This window comes from Acinetobacter sp. TYF_19, assembly GCF_043105125.1.
Taxonomy (GTDB): Bacteria; Pseudomonadota; Gammaproteobacteria; order Pseudomonadales; family Moraxellaceae; genus Acinetobacter; species Acinetobacter johnsonii.
Window position 1 is genome coordinate 49,639 of record NZ_JBICLH010000078.1, and the last position, 20,492, is coordinate 70,130.

The 20,492-nt window shown below is 39.5% G+C and carries 23 protein-coding genes; 15 read left to right on the forward strand and 8 right to left on the reverse strand.

The annotated features are described in order from the left end of the window. Positions 1–33 precede the first annotated feature (33 nt). Genes ACF8FD_RS11425 through ACF8FD_RS11435 form a run of 3 tightly spaced genes read right to left on the reverse strand, consistent with a single transcriptional unit; the run spans position 34 to position 2,059 of the window. Positions 34–918, reverse strand: a complete 885-nt coding sequence (locus ACF8FD_RS11425; RefSeq protein WP_062034475.1) for an alpha/beta hydrolase — start codon at positions 916–918, stop codon at positions 34–36. Beyond that, the gene (locus tag ACF8FD_RS11430; RefSeq protein ID WP_010326352.1) at positions 908–1,591 is read right to left on the reverse strand and encodes a BON domain-containing protein; all 684 of its coding nucleotides are present in this window, start codon (positions 1,589–1,591) and stop codon (positions 908–910) included. The genes ACF8FD_RS11425 and ACF8FD_RS11430 overlap by 11 nt, the downstream gene beginning before the upstream one ends. 60 nt (positions 1,592–1,651) lie before the next feature. Next, on the reverse strand, positions 1,652–2,059 hold the full coding sequence (locus ACF8FD_RS11435; protein WP_078388871.1) for a YraN family protein: 408 nt from the start codon (positions 2,057–2,059) through the stop codon (positions 1,652–1,654). Between the two features lie 330 nt (positions 2,060–2,389). On the opposite strand from ACF8FD_RS11435, the gene rsmI reads away from it, so the two are divergent. Further along, on the forward strand, positions 2,390–3,235 hold the full coding sequence (rsmI, locus tag ACF8FD_RS11440) for a 16S rRNA (cytidine(1402)-2'-O)-methyltransferase (protein ID WP_126035949.1): 846 nt from the start codon (positions 2,390–2,392) through the stop codon (positions 3,233–3,235). A 212-nt stretch (positions 3,236–3,447) separates the two neighbouring features. On the opposite strand, the gene ACF8FD_RS11445 is transcribed toward rsmI, so the two are convergent. The 4 genes from ACF8FD_RS11445 to ACF8FD_RS11460 form a co-directional block, all read right to left on the reverse strand. Continuing rightward, complete coding sequence (locus tag ACF8FD_RS11445; RefSeq protein WP_010326350.1) at positions 3,448–4,377, reverse strand: LysR family transcriptional regulator; 930 nt, start codon at positions 4,375–4,377, stop codon at positions 3,448–3,450. A gap of 95 nt (positions 4,378–4,472) precedes the next feature. Next, on the reverse strand, positions 4,473–5,291 hold the full coding sequence (locus tag ACF8FD_RS11450; protein ID WP_205666893.1) for a peptidoglycan DD-metalloendopeptidase family protein: 819 nt from the start codon (positions 5,289–5,291) through the stop codon (positions 4,473–4,475). Between the two features lie 153 nt (positions 5,292–5,444). Next, positions 5,445–6,215 (reverse strand): 5'/3'-nucleotidase SurE, encoded by a 771-nt coding sequence (gene surE / locus ACF8FD_RS11455; protein ID WP_058869283.1) that lies wholly within the window; start codon positions 6,213–6,215, stop codon positions 5,445–5,447. A gap of 471 nt (positions 6,216–6,686) precedes the next feature. Next, positions 6,687–7,391 (reverse strand): DUF1003 domain-containing protein, encoded by a 705-nt coding sequence (locus ACF8FD_RS11460; protein WP_234303823.1) that lies wholly within the window; start codon positions 7,389–7,391, stop codon positions 6,687–6,689. 246 nt (positions 7,392–7,637) lie between these two features. Here ACF8FD_RS11460 and ACF8FD_RS11465 point away from each other — a divergent pair, with 246 nt between their 5' ends. Continuing rightward, positions 7,638–8,792, forward strand: a complete 1,155-nt coding sequence (locus ACF8FD_RS11465; RefSeq protein ID WP_234303824.1) for a catalase family protein — start codon at positions 7,638–7,640, stop codon at positions 8,790–8,792. Positions 8,793–8,800: 8 nt separating this feature from the next. Further along, positions 8,801–9,076: a putative quinol monooxygenase gene (locus ACF8FD_RS11470; RefSeq protein ID WP_234303825.1), complete on the forward strand. Its 276-nt coding sequence runs from the start codon at positions 8,801–8,803 to the stop codon at positions 9,074–9,076. Between the two features lie 184 nt (positions 9,077–9,260). Here the strand turns inward: ACF8FD_RS11470 and ACF8FD_RS11475 are convergent, their stop codons facing one another. Continuing rightward, positions 9,261–10,025 (reverse strand): hypothetical protein, encoded by a 765-nt coding sequence (locus tag ACF8FD_RS11475; RefSeq protein ID WP_224215864.1) that lies wholly within the window; start codon positions 10,023–10,025, stop codon positions 9,261–9,263. Between the two features lie 358 nt (positions 10,026–10,383). On the opposite strand from ACF8FD_RS11475, the gene ACF8FD_RS11480 reads away from it, so the two are divergent. From ACF8FD_RS11480 to ACF8FD_RS11535, 12 genes are all read left to right on the forward strand, one after another. Then, positions 10,384–10,590, forward strand: a complete 207-nt coding sequence (locus tag ACF8FD_RS11480; RefSeq protein WP_234303826.1) for a MerR family transcriptional regulator — start codon at positions 10,384–10,386, stop codon at positions 10,588–10,590. Between the two features lie 27 nt (positions 10,591–10,617). Then, the gene (locus ACF8FD_RS11485) at positions 10,618–10,893 is read left to right on the forward strand and encodes a hypothetical protein (RefSeq protein WP_234303827.1); all 276 of its coding nucleotides are present in this window, start codon (positions 10,618–10,620) and stop codon (positions 10,891–10,893) included. A gap of 332 nt (positions 10,894–11,225) precedes the next feature. Further along, positions 11,226–11,600 carry an MCR_0457 family protein gene (locus tag ACF8FD_RS11490; protein ID WP_010326344.1) on the forward strand — a complete coding sequence of 125 codons (375 nt, stop codon included), beginning with the start codon at positions 11,226–11,228 and terminating at the stop codon, positions 11,598–11,600. 192 nt (positions 11,601–11,792) lie between these two features. Beyond that, positions 11,793–12,179: an MCR_0457 family protein gene (locus ACF8FD_RS11495; RefSeq protein ID WP_234303828.1), complete on the forward strand. Its 387-nt coding sequence runs from the start codon at positions 11,793–11,795 to the stop codon at positions 12,177–12,179. 117 nt (positions 12,180–12,296) lie between these two features. Further along, the gene (dacC, locus tag ACF8FD_RS11500; protein WP_004694204.1) at positions 12,297–13,445 is read left to right on the forward strand and encodes a D-alanyl-D-alanine carboxypeptidase PBP5/6; all 1,149 of its coding nucleotides are present in this window, start codon (positions 12,297–12,299) and stop codon (positions 13,443–13,445) included. Positions 13,446–13,536: 91 nt separating this feature from the next. Further along, positions 13,537–14,073, forward strand: coding sequence for a gamma carbonic anhydrase family protein (locus ACF8FD_RS11505; RefSeq protein ID WP_005399792.1), 537 nt, complete (start codon positions 13,537–13,539; stop codon positions 14,071–14,073). A 229-nt stretch (positions 14,074–14,302) separates the two neighbouring features. Next, the gene (locus ACF8FD_RS11510) at positions 14,303–14,941 is read left to right on the forward strand and encodes a CDP-alcohol phosphatidyltransferase family protein (protein ID WP_058869277.1); all 639 of its coding nucleotides are present in this window, start codon (positions 14,303–14,305) and stop codon (positions 14,939–14,941) included. A gap of 24 nt (positions 14,942–14,965) precedes the next feature. After that, entirely contained in the window at positions 14,966–16,714 is a 1,749-nt protein-coding gene (locus ACF8FD_RS11515; protein ID WP_058869276.1) for a bifunctional alpha/beta hydrolase/class I SAM-dependent methyltransferase, read from the forward strand. 77 nt (positions 16,715–16,791) lie between these two features. Continuing rightward, positions 16,792–18,150 carry a phosphatase PAP2/dual specificity phosphatase family protein gene (locus ACF8FD_RS11520; protein ID WP_058869275.1) on the forward strand — a complete coding sequence of 453 codons (1,359 nt, stop codon included), beginning with the start codon at positions 16,792–16,794 and terminating at the stop codon, positions 18,148–18,150. After that, positions 18,147–18,581 carry a hypothetical protein gene (locus ACF8FD_RS11525; RefSeq protein ID WP_234303829.1) on the forward strand — a complete coding sequence of 145 codons (435 nt, stop codon included), beginning with the start codon at positions 18,147–18,149 and terminating at the stop codon, positions 18,579–18,581. Before ACF8FD_RS11520 ends, ACF8FD_RS11525 begins: the two co-directional genes overlap by 4 nt. Before the next feature lie 56 nt (positions 18,582–18,637). Next, positions 18,638–19,336: a 1-acyl-sn-glycerol-3-phosphate acyltransferase gene (locus ACF8FD_RS11530; RefSeq protein ID WP_234303830.1), complete on the forward strand. Its 699-nt coding sequence runs from the start codon at positions 18,638–18,640 to the stop codon at positions 19,334–19,336. Further along, complete coding sequence (locus ACF8FD_RS11535) at positions 19,333–20,277, forward strand: phosphatidate cytidylyltransferase (RefSeq protein WP_004980833.1); 945 nt, start codon at positions 19,333–19,335, stop codon at positions 20,275–20,277. Before ACF8FD_RS11530 ends, ACF8FD_RS11535 begins: the two co-directional genes overlap by 4 nt. The last annotated feature ends 215 nt before the right edge of the window (positions 20,278–20,492 follow it).

Genomic DNA, 20,492 nt, shown 5'->3' on the forward strand with positions numbered 1-20,492 from the left:
CTATCTCTACAACAAATACACTTTAAAACCCAATTAGTGCTTAAGCGCATCCTCTAGCGCCTGCATAATTTTTTGCTTGGTCGTGAAGTAACGACTAAACAAACTCGATACCGAACCAATCATTGAAATATGACCGATACGCGGCACCGTCCAAAGTTGACTGTAGTTACCTTTTTCTTTCAACCTACGATCCAAATCAACGGCATTGCTTAACCCGACGACATCATCATTCTCCGCAACCAATAGATAATGTTTAACCGTATTCGACTCGACGAAATAATATGGCATCACTTCTTGATAAGGCCTGTTCTGATCAAAAGCATCCGCACAAATTGGATCGCCTTTATAGTCGAAATGATAAGGTCCGGCTAAACCAATAATGGCGGTAATTTGGCTGCGGCATTGTATTTCATACGGTTTCGGATGATAGAGCGCAGACATCACATTAAATGCGCCCGCAGAATGCCCCATCAACACCACTTTTTCAGTCGAAATTTGATATTTAAGTTGATGTACATTGAGATAATTTAAAGCCAAGCTGAGATCATCAATAGAGGCAGGAAAAATATGCTCAGGCGCCAAGTGATAGTTAATCACCGCCACATCAAAGCCTTCTTTGGCAAAGGCTTCGCCAATAAAACGATAATCTTTTTTATCGCCATGCATCCATGCGCCACCATGCACAAATACAATCAGAGGACGGTGTTCACGCGGTGTTTGTGTACGAAACAAATCTAAACGGTGTCGCGCACGTAACCCATAGGCTACATTTTCTTGGACCGAATAACCCTTACGCGGTGTTAAACGGTTTAAGGCATAACTACCGACATCATAAATACGAAAGTCACGATAGAGTAATCTTGCATACTCTACCGAACGATTCAGTCTTTGAACAAAAGGCTGAAGCTTATTGAACATTATTTGGCTCAACTTGGTCTGGGTCTATCGCAACAGGCGTTTGCTCTGTCGGTGTTGAATTAATCATTGGTGATGCAAATGCACTGGTCGTTTGCGTCTGTTGCTCTATATTATCCACCAGTGTGATAATTTTAGTCACATTCCCCACTTGCTGTAACACTTGGTTTAAATCGGTAATTTCAGCACCATTTAAACGTCCCATCACATATAACACGCCATCTTCGGTGTGAATACGCACTTTCGCATCTGAAACAACTGCAGCTTTCATGATCAAGCCACGTGTATTTGCTGTAACTGAGGTGTCTTGCATGATGGTGCTATAACTAATTTGGTTTCCAACTGTAATGTAGTTATGCACGGTTTTGACATCCGACATCGCACGTACATTGTCTTCGGCCAACTGACGTAAGTGTTGATCGGGTACTTGTCCTGTTAATAAGACATTGCCATGAAAACTTTCGATATTGACGCGTGACTGTTTAAAACGACTGTCCAATTTATATAAGTTAATTTTTGCAGTACGCTCAATTGAAGAGTCAATAAAGACCTGCCCTAATGAACGTGCACCGCTTTCTGTTCCTACAGCGGCTGTTCCTGTCCCACCCGAAATGAAACTTGCACATCCAGATAAACTTGCGACGCATAATACGGTCATTGCAATACGATTGAACACTCAGCAAGACTCCTCAACTTTTCAAACTATTTTAATTCAGCATTTCAGCTTTGATTTTGTTCAAAGATTAATAAAGTCTTGATCAAAAGTAAAAGCATTTTCTATCCATTGCTGATCATAAGTGAATTTTGAAAAATCTTGCTGTATGGTTTTTGCAATTTCTTTAAAAAAATCAAAACAAATCACATCAAAGCGGCAATAATATTGCTGGAAATGTGGATGATCTTGTAAAAATAACATGGCCGTTTTTGCTATTTTGCGTTGTTTTGAATAGGAAATTGTTTCAATAGCCTGCGCAAAACGCGTTTTTGAGCGTGCTTTGACCTCAACAAAAACCAATTCCTGCCCTTTTTGTACAATCAGATCAATTTCGCCAAAGCGCGAGTGATAATTGGACCGTACATGAACATACCCCTGTTCTTCTAGCACAGTCAAAGCTTGTTGCTCTGCCCATTGTCCCAGCTTCATCTCTTTATCTTCCCCCACTTCTTTTTATTTTTTAATCAGTGCATTTTGAAAAGCTCAATTTCGATCAAAAATCTTACGTCTTGATGTTTAAAACCACTGCTGTGAATCTCTCAAGCCAACCATTTCATTTCATTCCGTGTTTTAAAGCTTTCTTGGCGTTTAGATTTCAGTCGAATGTCTTACCAACTCCTGCAAATCCATCGCCGACAACATTCTAGCTCACGCCACGACGGACAATTCAGGTAGAATGCTTATCGCGGTATCGGTTGAATGCATCAAAGCACTCAAGCCAACCTATTATTTTATTATTTTGCAGCGCGGAGAAAACCCATGAGTGCCCAGTTATTTGTAGTCGCAACCCCTATTGGGCACTTAGATGACATGACTTACCGCGCAATTGATGTACTAAAATCAGTCAAAATCATTGCTGCTGAGGATACACGAACTTCAGTACAATTACTGAAACACTTTAATATTCAAACACCGCTCACCGCATGCCACGATCATAACGAAAGCAACAAAATTGACATTTTGATTCAACGTTTATTGAAAGGTGAAGATATGGCGCTTATCAGTGATGCAGGAACGCCTCTTATCAGTGATCCAGGTTTTAAATTGGTTCGTGCGGCACAAGAGCATAATATCCGCGTAATCCCTGTACCGGGCGCATGTGCTGCCATTGCAGCTTTAAGCTCAGTGGGCTTACCAAGTGATCGTTTCAGCTTTGAAGGTTTTTTGTCTTCTAAACAAACCCAACGACTGGCAAGTTTGGAAAAACTCAAAGACGAAACGCAAACCCTAATTTTTTATGAGGCACCACATCGTATTTTAGACAGTGTCAGTGACATGGCTAAAGTCTTTGGTGCTGACCGCCCTGTCGGTTTTGCCCGTGAAATTACCAAAACTTTTGAAACCATCAAAAAGATGACTTTAGGTGAGTTGGTTGAATTTATTGCAAACGATCATCATCAACAAAAAGGTGAAATTGTGCTGGTTGTCGGTGGTGCGACCACTGAAAAAGATATGGCGCAAGAAAAACTCGACCAGCTTTTAACACGTCTCTTACAAGATTTATCAGTGAAAGCTGCATCACAGTTAGCGGCTGATTTGACCGGTATTAAAAAGAAAATTGCTTACCAACGTGCTTTAGAATTAACACAAGATCAGGCTGAATAGGCTTCGATAGCTTGAGCTTGAAATAAAAGTATTGTTTTTTTTGAAGGAAAAAAATAAAGAGCAACAGACATAAATGCTTTGGCCTTTCTCTGCTGCTCTCCATGTTAAGCGGTTCCATGTGAACCGCTTAACTCAAATTATGTAGTTATGTCATTTAAAATTTATAAGCATGTGTATGGGTTGACTGATCGTCAGTTACAATCTCTATCGAATTAGCTTGCTTCTTGGTAAATACGACCGCCGGGGAGTTGGCAAAAGTATTGTTTCAATGCATCCAAACAACGATGGATTTTCATCGGCTGTTGTTCATGCTTTGAAATGATGGCATATAGCGTAAAGTTAGGGAGCTTCCACTCTGGAAGAACTTCCACTAAAGAACCGTTTACCAATTCTTTTTGCACATCTAAATATAAAATACGTGCAACTCCATGCCCATGTTGGCATAAAGTCTTTGTCACTAAAATATTATTACTGGCTACTCTTGATTTCATCTCAAGTTTAACCGCGTCACCTGTCACCACATTTTTAAAATCAAAATCATGATTATTTTTCATAATCGTGATCGGAATTAGATCATGATTTTTCAAATCTTCAGGTCGTGAAATTGGTGCAGACTGATTCAAATAGCTCGGTGAAGCAACCAAAATCTGTTCCACGCGCGCCAATGGCACAACATGTACGCTTTGATCGTCAACTGTTGGGCTCATTCTGAGGGCAATATCAATTCGCCCATTCATCAAATCCACATAATGATTATCTGCTTCAATATGAATAGATAATCCGCGATGTGCAGACATCCAATGCGACAAAGCAGGAATCACATGATTGGCACCTAACTCTGGCGTAGTGGCTATTCGCAGCTCACCCACAAGATCATCGCGCAATTCATTGATACGTATTTTGCCACGTTCAGCAGCGGCGAGCATTTCTTGACAGCTGTGGAAAAAAGCCTGGCCTGCTTCAGTTAAATTCAACTTTCTTGTTGAGCGATGTAAAAGAACAACTTCCATCTCTTGCTCTAAAGAACGAATTTGCTGACTCACAGCACTTGTAGTGATGCCTAACTCACGTGCGGCACCACTAAATGAACTCTTTTCGACAACACAAGCAAAAACACCCATTGCCCGTAGTTGATCTAACATAAAATTCTCTCTGGATTCATGAGAAGTTTTCATCTATTTGATAAAAACAACTCATTGTATTATACGGTGAATTTTTTGCGTTGGATTCAGATTTTTTAATTTAATGGTAAAACTATAGTCGGATTGATTGGCTTGCCATCTAAGCGTACTTGGAACTCTAACATGGTACGTGTTGCACCTGTGGAGCCCATTTCCGCAATTTTCTGTCCTGCCGTCACATTTTGACCGCTCTTCACATTCATTGCACTGTTGTGTGCATATGCTGTGATATAACCATCAATATGCTTAATCAAAATTAAGTTTCCATATTCTTTCAATCCGTCTGCTGCATACACCACTTGGCCATCTGCTGCTGCATAAATTGGATCACCTTGGTTACCAGCATAGCGAATACCTTTCACATTATTTGCTAAATTATAACCTTGCAAAACAGCGCCATTACTTGGTTTTACCCAGCGTAAAGTTGAACTTTTCGAGCTCGCAACAGGTGCGGTCGGTACTTTAGCAGGAGTTGTTGTGGTTGTGGTGGTCGTATTTTGACTCGGGAGACCAACATTTTGACGTTGAATTGGAGCGGTTTGTGTAATAGGTTGCGTCGTGATTGTACGCGGACTACCCGAACCTTTTAAACGTAATGACTGCCCCACATAAATACGATACGGCGCAGCAATATCATTCATGTCTGCAACAGAGGTATAACTCAGCCCATAACGAGTTGCAATACCGCTCAGCGTGTCGCCTGAACGAACTGTATAATAGTCTGGTGCTTTCGCAAAACGTGTTGCATTGTTAACCTGTGGTTTAGAAGCACAACCACTCAAAATAACAGTTGAAACTACAGCTGTGGATAACACGACAGTTTTCAGTAGTGCTGTAGGAATTGCAATGAAACGAATTTGAGACAACACAGACATTTATCTTACTCTCTAAAAATACAAAAAATAATCAGTTTAATTTGCGCTAAGATTAGCAAAAAAGTATGTGAAAATAGTATCTCTGCGCGTATTTTCACAAAGTTATAACAAACAGCTGAATACACTCCCTGTATTGCTCAGCTGTAGTGCCTTTTAAGCACTTATTTGCCCTTGTAATGCATGCAAAACTTCATAGTTGGTTGCATCCATCTGAATAGGCGTAATACTGACAAAACCATTCGCCACGGCGAAAAAGTCTGACTCTACCTCATCATAGCCTCTTTTCGGTTCTGCCACAGCTTCACCTGCAAGCCCAATCCAGTACACTTGACGACCACGTGGGTCAACATGACTGGTAATCGGCTTAGACTGACGACGACGTCCTTGATAAGTAATTTTAGCGCCCTGTAACTCAGCAACATCTGGAATATTAATATTTAAAATATGGCGTGGTGGCAGTGCAGGCAAACCTTGCTTCACAAAATCATGCACCCACTGTGCGGCATGATGATAATCTTCTGGACGATTGTACGAACGGACTTCAGGACCCGCAAGTGATACCGCAATGGCTGGCTGTTTCATTAGACGCCCTTCAAATGCTGCTCCAACAGTACCTGAGTAGAGTACATCATCACCCAAGTTTGCCCCGCTATTAATGCCACTAACAACCAGATCAAACTCAAAGTCAAATAAGCCATTCATGGACAAATAGACACAGTCCGCGGGTGTTCCATTGACTGCCCACATGTCGGGTGCAATTTCGATTGGGCGTAAGGGGCGATCTAAAGTCAAAGCACTGGAAAAACCACTGCGTTCACTTTCAGGTGCTACAATCACCACGCGACCTAATGGACGTAAAGCATGTGCGAGCGCTTGAATACCTGGTGCAAAAACACCATCGTCATTGGCTATTAAAATATTCACTGATGGATCTTCTTCAATCTATATGAGTCGGTAAAAGTCTTATACATCTATTTTGCACTCGTCTTCGTCTTTTTAATCTGCAATTCAAACAGGTAGATTTATGGGTAGCTTGAAAAAACTAAATTTTTAAAGCGAAAAGAAAAGCTATAGAGTCCTCGATGCAGAAAGACTATACATTGAGATCAGGCAATCTGAAAAGATGAAATCATTGATCTGGGTGAGTACTTTACTCTTGCATGGGCAGAACAAAAGAGAGAGCTTAAAAATAGAAGAATAAGCATACGTTTAAAGTGTTTACTGGTGAGTACGCCTTCAAAAAGATAAAATATAGATCTCTTGATTTTGTAAAAGCACTCTTCTCTTACATAGAAAAATAACTATAAAGCAAAGAGTTAAAAAATCTAAGAAAGCGAGTTTAGCTATCACTCACTCTTACAGAAATGCTTTTAAGTGTTTGGATATTGAGCCAAGTTATTTGCGTTTTTTACTCATTTCGGATAACAAATCCAGTTGTATTTCTTGTATTTGGGCTAACCTATTCCACTGATGCATCAACAGATGATCTAGTTTTTCATTTAAGTGTTGAATTTCTAACTCTGCCTTTAAATTAATTTTATAATCGTTTTGCGAACGCAATCTGTCTTTGGCTTCCTGTCTATTTTGGCTCATCATAATCACAGGAGCTTGAATCGCTGCAATACAGGATAAAATTAAATTTAATAAAATAAAGGGATATGGATCGGCAGGGTGCGTAACCATGACCACTGTATTGACAATAATCCAAATGGCTAGGAAAGTCGCAAAGCACATGAGAAAAGCCCAACTACCGCCAAAGGTCGCAATTTTATCTGCCAGCCTTTCCCCTAAAGTCCAATTTTGATCCAACTGATTTTCAACATTTTTGGTGATCACTTCATGTTGTTGCAAACTTTTAATCACCTCATATTCAAGATCAGTCACTTCCCCCTTTTCAGACTTTAACAGTGAATGAACATACTGAATTCGATACTTAGTTAAGTCTGCTTGGCATATATAACTTTGAGGCGACCATTCTGGAAAATCATGTGAAATTTCTTCGGTAATAGATTTTCGTATTGCCCCCATAGGAATGAGGTTTTTAATGAGGAATTTCTGCCCACAGACTAAACATTCATGACTTTGATTTTTTTCGCTCATGCTCGTTCTCTTTTATAATCATTATTGGTTTTGGGGAGATAAACATCTTCGAACAAATTTTAAACCAATGTCAAATTTTCAGCACCTCTAAGATTAGCTCCTCATTAAGTTTTTTCTAGACAGTAGCCATGAATAAAAAAATGCCACAGATATAATCATAATTCTGTGTCTTAAATAAGACTAAACAAGTCCATATCATCAGGCTAAAAATTAAAAAAATCCAGCTTTAGAGCAAGGAGACAATCAATGCCTAACTCCGCAAGGCCTATGTGTTTAGGTCTACTTTTTCATGCCATATTACTCACAGGTATCGCCGCTAACGTAGAAGCGAATACACCACCTGTAATGTTGACTTCTCCTAAAGATTTTATATACCCAGATGTAGATCATGCTCTAAGTGAAAGTCTTTATCCAAATGAGGCCGCCACTGCTAAAGAAATCGCGAACATCATTGAAATGACGATCCGAAAACAATATTCCACAGATATCGCGCTACGTGATGCGCACCCTAAAGCACATGGTTGCGTACGTGCAGAATTTAAGATAAACGAAACATTGCCTCAAAACATGGCTTATGGTGTTTTTTTTCCGGGAAAAACTTATCAAGCATGGATTCGTTTTTCGAATGGATCGAGTAATGCAAAACAGGCGGATATAAAAAAAGATGCACGCGGCATGGCGATCAAACTTTTAGCCGTGCCAGAGAAAAACCTTTTAGATGAACCTGCGGCTACGCAAGATTTCATTATGATCAATCACCCTGTATTCTTTGTAAATGACCCCGCTCGTTATCTATCATTTATACAAGATATCAATAGCGATCGATTTCTAAAAAAACTGCATGTCCCTTTTGCATTAGGGGCCAAAGGAACTTGGATTGCCTTGAACACTAGAAATAAAATTTCAAATCCACTGCAAACCAGATACTGGTCTATGGTGCCCTATCAATTAGGAGTCGGCGATCATCGTCAAGCGGTAAAGTATTCTGCTCGCGCATGTTCAAGCGTTGTTAGCCCGATTCCAGTTACTCCTCAAAAGGACTTTTTAAGAGAGGCGCTTCGAACAACTTTACAAGATCGTGATGCCTGCATGGAGTTTTTAGTACAACCTCGGACATCCAGTTCAATGTCTGTTGAAGACTCGATGACGGAATGGAAAGAAGACCAAGCTCCTTTCTATAAGGTGGCCACTATTCGTATTCCTCAGCAAGTTTTTGATACCCCTGAGCAAAATAAGTTTTGTGAAAATCTTTCCTTTACACCATGGCATGCATTAGCTGAACATAAGCCACTGGGTGCGATAAACCGAATGCGCAAAGTCATATATGACCAGATTAGTCGCGTCAGACATGTGATGAATTCGGCTAAACAAACAAACGCTAACAATGTCGGAGATCAATAAGGAGTCCTATGGTTAAACTCAATGGCCTGTTAATCTGTGTGTCTAAAGAAGAAATCCGTATGGTGATGAAACTCCTTCCAGAACATATTGAATTAACTCATCAAGAAGACGGTTGCATTTCTTTTGAGGTCAAGCAATGCCATGACCCTTTTATTTGGGAGGTGCAGGAAGTGTTTGATAGCATGAAAAGTTTTAAGCATCACCAAAGTAGAACGGCCTCGTCCATTTGGGGAGTGAAAACGCAAAACATTAAACGGCAGTATAAAATATCTGAGGGTGAATAAGGTTTAAGTTTCTAGCTATAAAATGACACTTCTATGACTAAAACTTGAAATAGCCCTCAAATGAAAGCTAACTCTATTCAGATCATAAAATTTAAAAATGTTCTGTACTAAAAAACACAATGAAGAATAGCGATTTTTGTATGGATCATCATGAATTGAGCAGATGTTCAACTTGATATCTTATTTAGTGAGCGGTCGCTGCTGCTTTGGGTTTAAAAGCCACCAAACAAAAGACAATAAAACCACATAGAACAAAAGATGCGCCAAATCGACTCAGATCCAACCCTCCGTGACTAATGGGCTTATCTAGGAAATCCCCCAGTACGGCACCTAATGGCCGCGTGAGTACAAATGCAGCCCAAAATAAGAAAGTTCTAGAGATTTTGGTCCACATATAAAGCATGGTCAGCAATAAAAGTAAACCGCCAAAGATAAGTGCTGCACTGGTATAGCCCAGCCCTTGCGTATCTGCTGTCCAATCCCCTAGCGCTGTGCCCAATGTTTGGGAAAACATGATGGTCAGCCAATAAAACGCTTCACTTTTGGAAGATTGAATACTCTGTACCGCAATTGACCCACTGCTGTAGTACCACGCCAATAAAGATAAAATAAGTAAGCCGAATAAGATTAAGCTGCCACCTAAATAGCCCAGTCCTAAGGTCCGATCAACATAGTCCGCTATAGTTGTCCCTAGAGTTGTTGTTGCAATAATTGTAGACCAATAAAAAAATGCATTATATTTTTTGGCCTTAATCTGTGCTGCGACGAATATTGCAAAAATAATGGCGAAGATGCCCGTACTTACGATATACCCCAGATTAAGCGACATGGATAAAGCATCCCCCGCTGTTTCACCCAGTGTTGTTGCCGCAATTTTAATGATCCAAAACAGCAAAGTGACTTCAGGTACTTTGCTCAGCACCTCATGCAATGTTTTTTCTTCAGTCATGATACGCACCCAAACCTTATTCTTTTGTCTATGCTGAATAATAGTGCTCACAACTGAAATCAATCTTAAATTTCAAAGACCTCGCCCATAGAGGCTGTTTATGGCTTTCAACACCACAACATCTATAGACTTTTCATTCGCTTTATAAATCATATATTGACCATGAAACCAAGCTGAGTTGCGTTAAACAGCTAAGCTCATGTTGTCGCTCGCTACCTGTAAAGACAGCTGTAAAATAAGCCATAACAAATGTTCTATTCGCATCAATTTATTTGCTATATTTTTGATATCTTCCTGATTGACCCGTCTATAAGTAAAGGGTTTAGCTTAATGGGACAATGAACGAATGATGGAAACTATGCTTACTCTATCTCGCTTAGCGAAAAAACTCGGGTTATCCAGAACGACTATTCTCTATTATGAGAAACAGGGTTTATTAAAACCAAGCTTAATCGCTGAAAATGGATACCAGTGGTACGGTGAAAGTGAAATTGAGCGTCTTAAAAGCATCATCTCCTACCGTTCTTACGGACTATCCATTTCAGATATTCGTTTGCTTTTATAACCACTTAGCATATCCCAAGGGCAGATCTTGGAAAATCATTTTCGTGCATTGGAACAAGAGATCAATAACTTACGAGCTCATCAAAAACCGATCATTGAGTTATTGAAAAAGTCCATTTTATTAAAGGAAAAGTTCGTGAATAAAGCCAAATGGGTAGAGATTATGACCGCAGCAGGTTTATCAAAAGAAGATATGATGAAGTGGCATCAAAAATTTGAAGAGATGGAACCTGAAGAGCATCAAAAATTCTTAGAATCACTCGACATTACACAAGATGAAATTACAGCTATTCGAAGCTTATAGTGCTTTTTAGCTCTCAATATTTGAACATTTGAAAATCAAACCCAATAGTTCTCATCCAAGGGCTATTTGGTTCACCACAGTTTACCTACATTCATAAGCATTTTTATCTCTAAATCTTATCTCCTTGTACCCAACAAGCAGATCATTCTAAAGACCGCCCAAACGAAAGATTAAAAAAAGTAAACATCTCTTAGGTGATGACCATTGGCGATTAAAAGGTTCAAAACAAAAATCTTTATTAAAAAAATGACTGATCAGAACTTTTCATTGAATTCTAACTGAAAATATATATATTGAGTCTCCGCATCCACCATAAATATGTGATTTTAGAAATGATTAAAAGCTTAACATTACGTAATTTCTTCGGATTAGGCATGGCTATCATGATTTCTCAATCTGCTTTTGCACTAGAGGGATTAAGCACAGAAGAAGCCAACACCATCGTAAAAGAAGATATTGCAGCAGCGCAAGTCATGACCGAATTTTGCCCTGCTTTGGTGGGTCAAGGCCCTAAAATTGAAAGCAACATTCAAACTTTAATTCAAACCTATTTACAAGACTACTCAGATAAGTCGATGACCTATGCAAAATTGCAGTCAGACAGCGAATACCAGTCGATTCTGAAAGAAGCTCGTACAGATGCAAAGGGTACTGACAAAGCAGAACAAAAGTCAGTATGTGATGACGTTGTAAACTTTGAAGGTTAATTCAAGTTCTACATCTATATCGCAAAAAAGGATGAATAATGGGGTTATTCATCCTTTTTTTATTGGACGGAAAAATGTAAAAACGATGAAGCGACTTCAACAGCTTCTATACACTTTTGCGCTTACATTTACTTAAAATTTGTTTAAGCTCATCCTATTATGGCAACAACATGTATGCACTTAGGGTTTAGAATGAATTTGAATGTAATGAAAAAAGTGATTTTGGCAGTTTGTGGTTCTTCTTTGATTGCCATTGGTTCGGCTCATGCAGCCAATAAAGACGAAAATATTGAAGTGACTCCACTGCAACAAGTGACGCAGCAAGAGTTGGCTGCAATTTATGTTCTGTCAGAAGTTTGTCCAAGTCTCGTTTCAGACCAGAGTCAGTTTGAAAATGGCTACAACACCTTGGCCAAAGAGTATCTACCGCAACAGAAAAATCCGACTGAATACCTTAAAAGCCTCAGCAAAGAGAAAAAATTTAAGCCTCTTTTAGCCGAAGCTCAAGCCGATGCAAAAAAAGCAGGTAAAGCAAAAAATCAAGAAATTTGTAAAGAACTGAGTACTTACAGCAAATAATACCAATTGGTTACAATATCTTTGAAATAAGCCGATTTCTCCCGTAGAAGTCGGCAGAACTTTGTCCTAAAATGCAAAGCTCTCGTGCTTATACTAAAGAAATCGGAACCCCTTAGAATGATTCAAAAAAGCGCCCTTGCTGCGGCATTACTCGTACCAAGCATTTCATTTGCAGCAACTGTCTTATCCTCACCACCAGAACTAAATAATAAATCATATGTGCTGATGGATTATGAGACTGGGCAAATTCTCGCATCTAAAAATGAAAATGAAAAATTAGCACCAGCGTCAATGACAAAAATGATGACGAGTTTCATTATTGAGCAAAAGTTGTTGGCGGGTGAACTCACCGAAGATGAAAAAGTTCGGATGAACGAGTCTGCTTGGTGTCGTGGTAGTAGTTCAGAATCATGTATGTATGTGCCATTAAATGGTACTGCGACTGCATTAGAGATGTTACGCGGCATTATCATCCAATCGGGTAATGATGCATCTAAAGCTATGGCTGAGCACATTGCTGGGAACGAAGGCACTTTCGTTCACATGATGAACACTGAAGCAAAACGTATTGGCATGACCAATACCAGCTTCATGAACTCAACAGGCATGCCTGCTGAAGGTCACTACTCGACCGCTAAAGACATGGCAACGCTTGCACAGCACATCATTCACGACAGTTCAAAATATTATCCGATTTATTCTGAAAAAGAATTTACCTTTAACGGTATCAAACAAGGCAACCGTAATGCCCTGCTTTATACTGACCCAAGTGTCGATGGTTTAAAAACTGGTCATACTGACGAAGCGGGTTATTGCTTAACAACTTCGGCTAAACGTGGCCCAATGCGTTTGATTTCTGTGATTTTTGGTGCGCCAAGCATGCAAGAACGCGCAACGCAAACACGTGAAATTTTAGCGTGGGGTTATGCAAACTTTGAAACTAAAAATGTTCAAGCTGCGAACCAAGTTTTAGCAAAATCAAAAGTGTGGTTTGGTAAAGAAAGTGACGTACAAATTGGTTTAGCTGAAACCTTCAACGTAACGATGCCTAAAGGCCAAGCCAACGCAATCAAAACACAACTCGTGGTTCAACCGAAACTGACTGCACCGTTGAAAAAAGGTCAAGTGGTTGGTAAATATGTAGCAAGCCTTGATGGTAAGGTGATTGCTGAAAAACCACTTGTGGCGCTAAAAGATGTTGAAGAAGCAGGTTTCTTTGCACGTATGCTTGACCACATCAAACAATTCTTCTCAAACTTATTCTAGTAATATTTAGACTTAAGTTAAAGCATCCACACTTCGGTCTGGGTGCTTTTTTATTTTATAATGGGCACCTACGCAAAGGCAGAACACCAACATGGCTAAAAATATTCGCCCCTATTTGAACAGCACTCCACAGCTTGGCAACAACTGCTATATCGATGACATGGCAGTGGTGATTGGTGATGTCATCTTGGCTGAGAATGTCTCTGTATGGCCTTTTGCCGTGATTCGTGGTGATGTGAACCATATTCGGATTGGTAAAAACTCGAATGTACAAGACCATGCAATGCTGCATGTTAGTCATAAAAAAGCAGATAAACCAAATGGCTCGCCTTTAATCATTGGTGAAGATGTTACCATTGGTCACCATGTCACCTTACATGGCTGTACCATCGGCAACCGTGTTTTGATTGGTATCAATAGCATTGTTTTGGACGATGCTATCATTCCTGACGATGTTATGATTGGCGCAGGAACACTAATTCCACCAGGGAAAGTGCTTGAGAGTGGCTACTTATATGTCGGTAGTCCTGCCAAAAAAGTTCGTCCTCTGACAGAAAAAGAGTTGGCATTTTTACCGTATTCAGCACAAAACTATGTCAAAGTATCGGGGCATTATTTAGAGTCATAATCATTGGGGGTATTTCCCCCGCATTTGACAGATACAATAATGTTCTTAGAATCTGCTGCAAAGCTTTTGAGTTTTTTTGTTCGCATATCATATTGCCTGACGATGCTGTGAGTATAAACACCGAAAATTCAAACAAGAAAACTATTTAATTTTTAGCCTCTTAATAGCACTTGATAAACCTTGTGCAATCTGACTAAAATTTCAACAACTATTATTAATTATTAAAACGATGCCATCTATCTATCAATTAAAACCAGCATTTCAAAATCTATTACGACCTTTTGTACAACTGTTATACAAATCTGGAATTACAGCAAATCAAGTCACTTTATTGGCGATGTTGATTTCGACTTGCTTAGGCTATTTTCTATATCAACATTATTTAGCCCATCCTATTTCTGGGCTTTTATTGTTATTTCCACTGTGGATGCTCATTCGTATGGCCTTCAATGCAATTGATGGCATGTTAGCGCGTGAGTTTAAACAGCAGTCCAACTTGGGCGCTTTTTATAATGAATTGTGTGACATTATTTCCGATACTGCACTCTATCTTTGTTTTATTGCCTTTGGTTTTATTAATGCAAAACTACTATTGCTTGTCGTTTTTCTTGCCCTGCTCAGCGAATATGCAGGTGTAATGGCGCCACTTATTGGCCAAGAACGGCGTTACGATGGCCCAATGGGTAAAAGTGATCGCGCTTTTTGGCTCAGTTTAATTGCTGTTATTATTGTGATATTTCCATACATCAGTACAAATCTACAACTTCTCGGTAGAATTTGTAATGGCATTCTTATTCTCATTGCTCTACTGCTTCTGCTCACCATATTTAACCGAATTAAAAATAGTTTAAAGACAACTTCTTCATAATTTTATTATTCAGAGTAAAAATAGATGTATAACAATAGTCAACACACTTTTACCAGTCATGATGGGACCGAACTGTTTTACCAACACTGGGCAACGGCTACACCATCTACAACAAAAAAAGCCATTATTCTCTTTCACCGTGGCCATGAACACTCGGGGCGTATGGCGCATTTAGTTAACGAACTTAATTTACCAGATTTCGATTTCTTTGCATGGGATGCACGCGGCCATGGTCATTCGCCCGGTGAGCGTGGTGATGCGCCAAGCTTTTCTGCATGTGTCAAAGACATTCAAACTTTCGTACAACATATTGAACAGCAATACGCCATTTCTGCGGAAAATATTGCCGTAGTCGCTCAAAGTGTTGGTGCTGTTTTAGCTGCAACTTGGGTGCATGATTATGCACCTAGAATTCGTGCGCTCTGCTTAGCCTCTCCTGCTTTTGATATTAAATTATATGTGCCTTTTGCTGAACCAAGCTTAAGGGTGATGGCAAAGTTGCGTGGCAATTTCTTTATACAAAGCTATGTAAAAGCCAATATGCTCACGCATGATAAACAACGTGCTCAAAGCTATGATACCGACCCTAGAATTGCCAAAGCAATTTCAGTCAGAATGTTATTGGGGCTATATGATGCTTCAAAACGTATTGTCGCGGATGCACAAAATATCTTTGTTCCAACACAGGTTTTATGTTCAGGCTCAGATTTTGTAGTCTTCCAAAAACCGCAACAGCAGTTCTATCAAAAACTCCCGCATCCAAAAAAAGAATTTCATATATTAGATGGCTTCTTTCACGATACTTTGGGCGAAAAAGACCGTCATATTGCAACTGAAAAAATCCGTCGTTTTATTCAGCAATGTTTTGCTGTGGAATATCAAGCCCCTGATCTTTTAAATGCAGATAAAATTGGTTCAAGTTGTGCCATTGCAGAGGATCTTAGTGCGCCACTCCCAGCGAAATCCATGAAGAATGCATTTTGGGAGTTGACTAAAAAGAATTTGAAAATAGGAAGCCATTTATCTAAAGGCTTAAAAATTGGCGAAGATACAGGGTATGACTCAGGTAGCACTTTAGACTTCGTTTATCGCAATCAAACAGAAAGTGCTAATCCGATTGGTAAAATCATTGACCGACAATATCTCAATGCGATTGGTTGGCGTGGTATTCGTGTCCGTAAACAGAACATTGAGCATCTGGTGCAGAAATACGCTGACATTCTTATCAAAAAACGTAAACCACTCAGAATTATGGATATTGCATCAGGACACGGTCGTTATATTTTAGATGCGGTTACACAACTTCCAAAACGTCCAGACTCGATTTTATTGCGCGATTATAGTGATATTAATGTCCAAGCTGGGCAACAAATGATTGCAGAGCGAGGATTAAGTGATCTCGCTGAATTTGTTCAAGCAGATGCTTTTGATACGCAATCACTTGCATCAGTCAAACCAAAACCGACGTTGGCTGTGGTTTCTGGCTTATATGAATTGTTTAGTGATAATGACCTGCTGCGACAATCACTGGAAGGCTTAAACAAAGCCATCCTCAAAGATGGCTATTTAATTTATACAGGTCAAATTTGGCATCCTCAGCAAGAATTTATTGCACGCGCCCTAACCTCACATCGTGAAGGTGATGCATGGGTAATGCGTTTACGTTCTCAGGCTGAAATGGATGCCCTCGTTGAAGCAGCAGGCTTTAAAAAAGTAGATCAATGTATTGATGAGTTTGGAATATTTACCGTGTCCGTTGCCCAAAAGCTTTAAAATCATAGGATGACATGATCAGTCTTTGGATCATGCCATCCATGTAAAACTTTAAAATAATAATCTGTGGACGTTTTATGCAAATACTGAAAAAAGAAACAGGCACTTGGAAATGGGGAATCCTGTGTTTGATTTTCCTTGCACCGTTTTTCTTTCTCACTTATGGATTTGCAAATCACTATGCATCGCAACTGCCAAATGTGCCGAGTATTGTCTATGGCTGGGAAAAACACATCCCGCTTTGGTCATGGAGCATCGTGCCATATTGGTCCATTGATCTTTTTTACGGTCTATCTTTGCTGTTATGTTGGAATAAATTTGAGCTGAAACAGCATACACTTCGGCTATTTAGCGCACAGCTGATTTCGATCAGTTGCTTTCTTCTTTTTCCACTCAAATTTAGTTTTGAACGACCACCTTTAGATGGCTTTTTTGGCCTATGGTTTGATGTTTTGATGGGTTTTGATAAACCTTTTAACCAAGCACCTTCTCTCCATATCGTTTTATTGGTCATCCTTTGGGACTTCTTCCGCAGACACAGCTCAGGTCAGTGGAAATACCTTGTCGACCTTTGGTCATTTTTAATTGGCATATCGGTACTCACCACATGGCAACATCATTTTATAGATATTCCAACAGGTTTATTGGCAGGTGCATTATGTTTGTGGTTATTTCCAATTACGGCAAAATCACCCTTTAAAAAAGATGGTTTGCAGACTTTAACGCCAAAGCATTTAAAGTTAGGCAGTTATTACCTATGCGGCGCATTACTTTTCCTAATCTTGGCCTATCTGTTCCAACCTTGGGGATTATGGTTACTTTATCCAGCAATCAGTCTATTTGGCGTTGCTTTAAGCTACTATTTAGTTCGCCCTCATTTCTTCCAAAAGCAAACAGATGGAAGTTTGAGCATTGCCGCTACAATGTTATTTGCCCCTTACCTAATCTTTGCGTGGTTGAACAGTCGAATCTGGACAAAGAAACATCCCGAAGACTCCAAAATTTTAAAAATTGAAAACACAACCATTTTTTTAGGGCGCATCCCAACACGTTCTACAATACAAAAATATCAGGCCGTTTTTGATTGTGTTGCAGAGTTGCCAGTGAATTCAAAAAATTCATATTTTCAATACTCAAGTTTAGACTTAATTCCTTTACAGGCCGACCAACTTCAACGTGCGGTTGAAGTGTTCAACCAATTAATGGCAGCAGCTTCAAGCCAGAGCACACAACAGCATGTATTAATTTACTGTGCGCTGGGTTATTCCAGAAGTAGTGCTATTCTCTGCGCTTGGCTTATGCAACAGCAGCATGCAACACAGGTAAATGAGGCCATTCAAATAGTTCAATCCGCTAGACCATGGGTTAGACTGAACGACGTACAAATCAAAAATCTCAATACTTATCAGTTAAAACTCAAAGGATCAGCCCCATGAAAATGCACTTTTATGTGGCGGCAAAACTTTTATCTGCAACGTATGGTTTGTTATTTTCAGGCTATGTCGCGTTTGTCTTAACCATTTTGGCTATACTACTTAAAAGCTGGCAATCTCTTGAGTTTTGGATATTAATTTTTATATGTTTCGGTTTGATGGCGATACAGCATTACCTAGCACTCAGGTTGAAATTTGATGCTGAACTCATTGAAGTGATTGCACAACAATCTGATACAGCAGCCATCGAAGACTTAACGCAACAGTTTGATCACTCATTACTGCAATTTAAGCTCATACCAAAATCGAAAGTGGGTCGAGATTGGTCTTTGCGCTTTGCAGGCTGTTTCCGTTTGTTTAAACTGCAAATAACTGTATTGTTTATACAATATATAGTTCTAATGATTCTAATTTATAAATTATTGGCACAATAAACCTCTTTCTACTGGCTAAAAGTCCATTGAAATTATTGATAAAATTGGTTTATGCAATGAATAAAACTCCGCTTCAAAACGAGAAAAAAACAGCTTTAGAGCAAACTCAAAGTCATTTTGCGACTCATTCGATTGCCCGTTTAATTGCATTTTTTACACGGCGTGGAGCGCGGTTACTCACGGGCGCGCGTAGTTTATGGATCGGTTGCCAGCCTGTGCCCAAACAGCGTATTTATTATGCCAACCACAATAGCCATATCGACTTTATACTGCTGTGGTCATCTTTGCCGACAATCATGCGACGGAAAACCAAGCCTGTGGCTGCTTCTGATTATTGGCTGAAAGATGGCTTTCGCCAATTCCTTATTAAAGATACCTTCAATGGTATAACGATTCAGCGTAACCGAGATGATCATACTGACCCATTACAACCCGTTAAAGATGCGCTTGAACAAGGTTACTCGATTATCTTTTTTCCTGAAGGTACGCGCAATCTAAATGATGATATTGAATTACTACCCTTCAAAAGTGGCTTATATAATTTGCACAAACAGTTTCCAGACATTGAAATTGTTCCCGTTTGGATTTCAAATTTAAGACGGGTTATGCCCAAAGGCGCATTTATCCCTCTACCTTTGCTTTCTACCGTATGTTTTGGTTGCCCTTTAGAGCAACATTTAGACATGGATAAGGCCATCTTTATAGATTATGCGCAAAAACAATTATTAAAATTAAAAGAGGTTGAAAATCAATGATGTTAGACAACCTTAATAAAACCTATGCCCTATTTGCTATTTTTGCAGGCATTTTAGTTTTTGCTTCAACTGTTGGTTTTATTCTCAAACAAAAAGCAGGCTCTCAATCTTCACCAGTTATTGATAACTTAAATGCACGAATCAATGCATGGTGGGTCATGCTCATCGTGATTGCTGCTGCAATTTTACTGGGAAAAACCGCATTTATTGTATTATTTGGAATTATCTCTTTGTTTGCCCTACGTGAGTTCATTAGCTTACTGCCGACCAGACGGGGCGATTATTTTCCATTACTGATTGCATTCTATTTTGTTATTCCCTATCAATATTATTTGATTTATACCGACTGGTATGGGCTGTATTCAATCTTTATTCCACTCTATGTATTTTTATTAATTCCTATTGCCAGCTTAAAACAAGAAGACACCACCCATTTTCTAGAACGTAGTTCAAAAATTCAATGGGGGCTCATGGTCAGCGTATTCTGTATTTCACATGTTCCAGCATTGTTGAATTTGAAACTCCCAGAGTTTAAAGGTGAACCGATTTGGCTAGCCATTTGGTTAATTATGGTGGTTCAAGCCTCTGACGTGTTGCAGTATGTGTGTGGAAAATTATTTGGTAAACACAAAGTTGCACCCGTTTTATCCCCATCAAAAACAGTCGAAGGCCTACTCGGTGGTATTTTCTTAGCCACAGCTTTAGGGACTGCAATGGCTTGGTTAACGCCGTTTAGCTATGTTCAAGCTGCTTGTATTGGATTGGTTGTTTGTATCTTTGGCTTTTTTGGCGGCCTCGTTATGTCTGCGATTAAACGTGATCGTGGTGTTAAGGATTGGGGGCAACTCATTCATGGCCATGGCGGAATGCTTGACCGCATTGATTCTATTTGCTTTTCTGCACCTATTTTCTTTCATATACTTAGATATTGGTGGAGTTAATTGGAAAATTGGGTTAGACAAATATTTAAACGATAAATTTCCCCTAGTCCAACCCAGTTTCAGCACTCGCTTGGCTTGTATTCTGCCTCATGATATTTTGTCGATGCTGCATAATGTCTATGTGGTGTTACCTTACAAGCGCCCTTTTGTCATTTTTTATTTTCTTAACCACTTCCCAACACTTCTCAAACCAAAGCAAATCTCCATAGCCACCA

What these genes read in the sequence shown, in the direction of transcription:
- ACF8FD_RS11425 (WP_062034475.1), bottom strand. Translation starts at nt 918, where the DNA reads ATGTTCAATAAGCTTCAGCCTTTTGTTCAAAGACTGAATCGTTCGGTA.
- ACF8FD_RS11435 (WP_078388871.1), bottom strand. Translation starts at nt 2,059, where the DNA reads ATGAAGCTGGGACAATGGGCAGAGCAACAAGCTTTGACTGTGCTAGAA.
- rsmI (WP_126035949.1), top strand. Translation starts at nt 2,390, where the DNA reads ATGAGTGCCCAGTTATTTGTAGTCGCAACCCCTATTGGGCACTTAGAT.
- ACF8FD_RS11445 (WP_010326350.1), bottom strand. Translation starts at nt 4,377, where the DNA reads ATGTTAGATCAACTACGGGCAATGGGTGTTTTTGCTTGTGTTGTCGAA.
- ACF8FD_RS11450 (WP_205666893.1), bottom strand. Translation starts at nt 5,291, where the DNA reads ATGTCTGTGTTGTCTCAAATTCGTTTCATTGCAATTCCTACAGCACTA.
- ACF8FD_RS11460 (WP_234303823.1), bottom strand. Translation starts at nt 7,391, where the DNA reads ATGAGCGAAAAAAATCAAAGTCATGAATGTTTAGTCTGTGGGCAGAAA.
- ACF8FD_RS11465 (WP_234303824.1), top strand. Translation starts at nt 7,638, where the DNA reads ATGCCTAACTCCGCAAGGCCTATGTGTTTAGGTCTACTTTTTCATGCC.
- ACF8FD_RS11470 (WP_234303825.1), top strand. Translation starts at nt 8,801, where the DNA reads ATGGTTAAACTCAATGGCCTGTTAATCTGTGTGTCTAAAGAAGAAATC.
- ACF8FD_RS11475 (WP_224215864.1), bottom strand. Translation starts at nt 10,025, where the DNA reads ATGACTGAAGAAAAAACATTGCATGAGGTGCTGAGCAAAGTACCTGAA.
- ACF8FD_RS11480 (WP_234303826.1), top strand. Translation starts at nt 10,384, where the DNA reads ATGCTTACTCTATCTCGCTTAGCGAAAAAACTCGGGTTATCCAGAACG.
- ACF8FD_RS11490 (WP_010326344.1), top strand. Translation starts at nt 11,226, where the DNA reads ATGATTAAAAGCTTAACATTACGTAATTTCTTCGGATTAGGCATGGCT.
- ACF8FD_RS11495 (WP_234303828.1), top strand. Translation starts at nt 11,793, where the DNA reads ATGAATTTGAATGTAATGAAAAAAGTGATTTTGGCAGTTTGTGGTTCT.
- dacC (WP_004694204.1), top strand. Translation starts at nt 12,297, where the DNA reads ATGATTCAAAAAAGCGCCCTTGCTGCGGCATTACTCGTACCAAGCATT.
- ACF8FD_RS11505 (WP_005399792.1), top strand. Translation starts at nt 13,537, where the DNA reads ATGGCTAAAAATATTCGCCCCTATTTGAACAGCACTCCACAGCTTGGC.
- ACF8FD_RS11510 (WP_058869277.1), top strand. Translation starts at nt 14,303, where the DNA reads ATGCCATCTATCTATCAATTAAAACCAGCATTTCAAAATCTATTACGA.
- ACF8FD_RS11515 (WP_058869276.1), top strand. Translation starts at nt 14,966, where the DNA reads ATGTATAACAATAGTCAACACACTTTTACCAGTCATGATGGGACCGAA.
- ACF8FD_RS11520 (WP_058869275.1), top strand. Translation starts at nt 16,792, where the DNA reads ATGCAAATACTGAAAAAAGAAACAGGCACTTGGAAATGGGGAATCCTG.
- ACF8FD_RS11525 (WP_234303829.1), top strand. Translation starts at nt 18,147, where the DNA reads ATGAAAATGCACTTTTATGTGGCGGCAAAACTTTTATCTGCAACGTAT.
- ACF8FD_RS11530 (WP_234303830.1), top strand. Translation starts at nt 18,638, where the DNA reads ATGAATAAAACTCCGCTTCAAAACGAGAAAAAAACAGCTTTAGAGCAA.
- ACF8FD_RS11535 (WP_004980833.1), top strand. Translation starts at nt 19,333, where the DNA reads ATGATGTTAGACAACCTTAATAAAACCTATGCCCTATTTGCTATTTTT.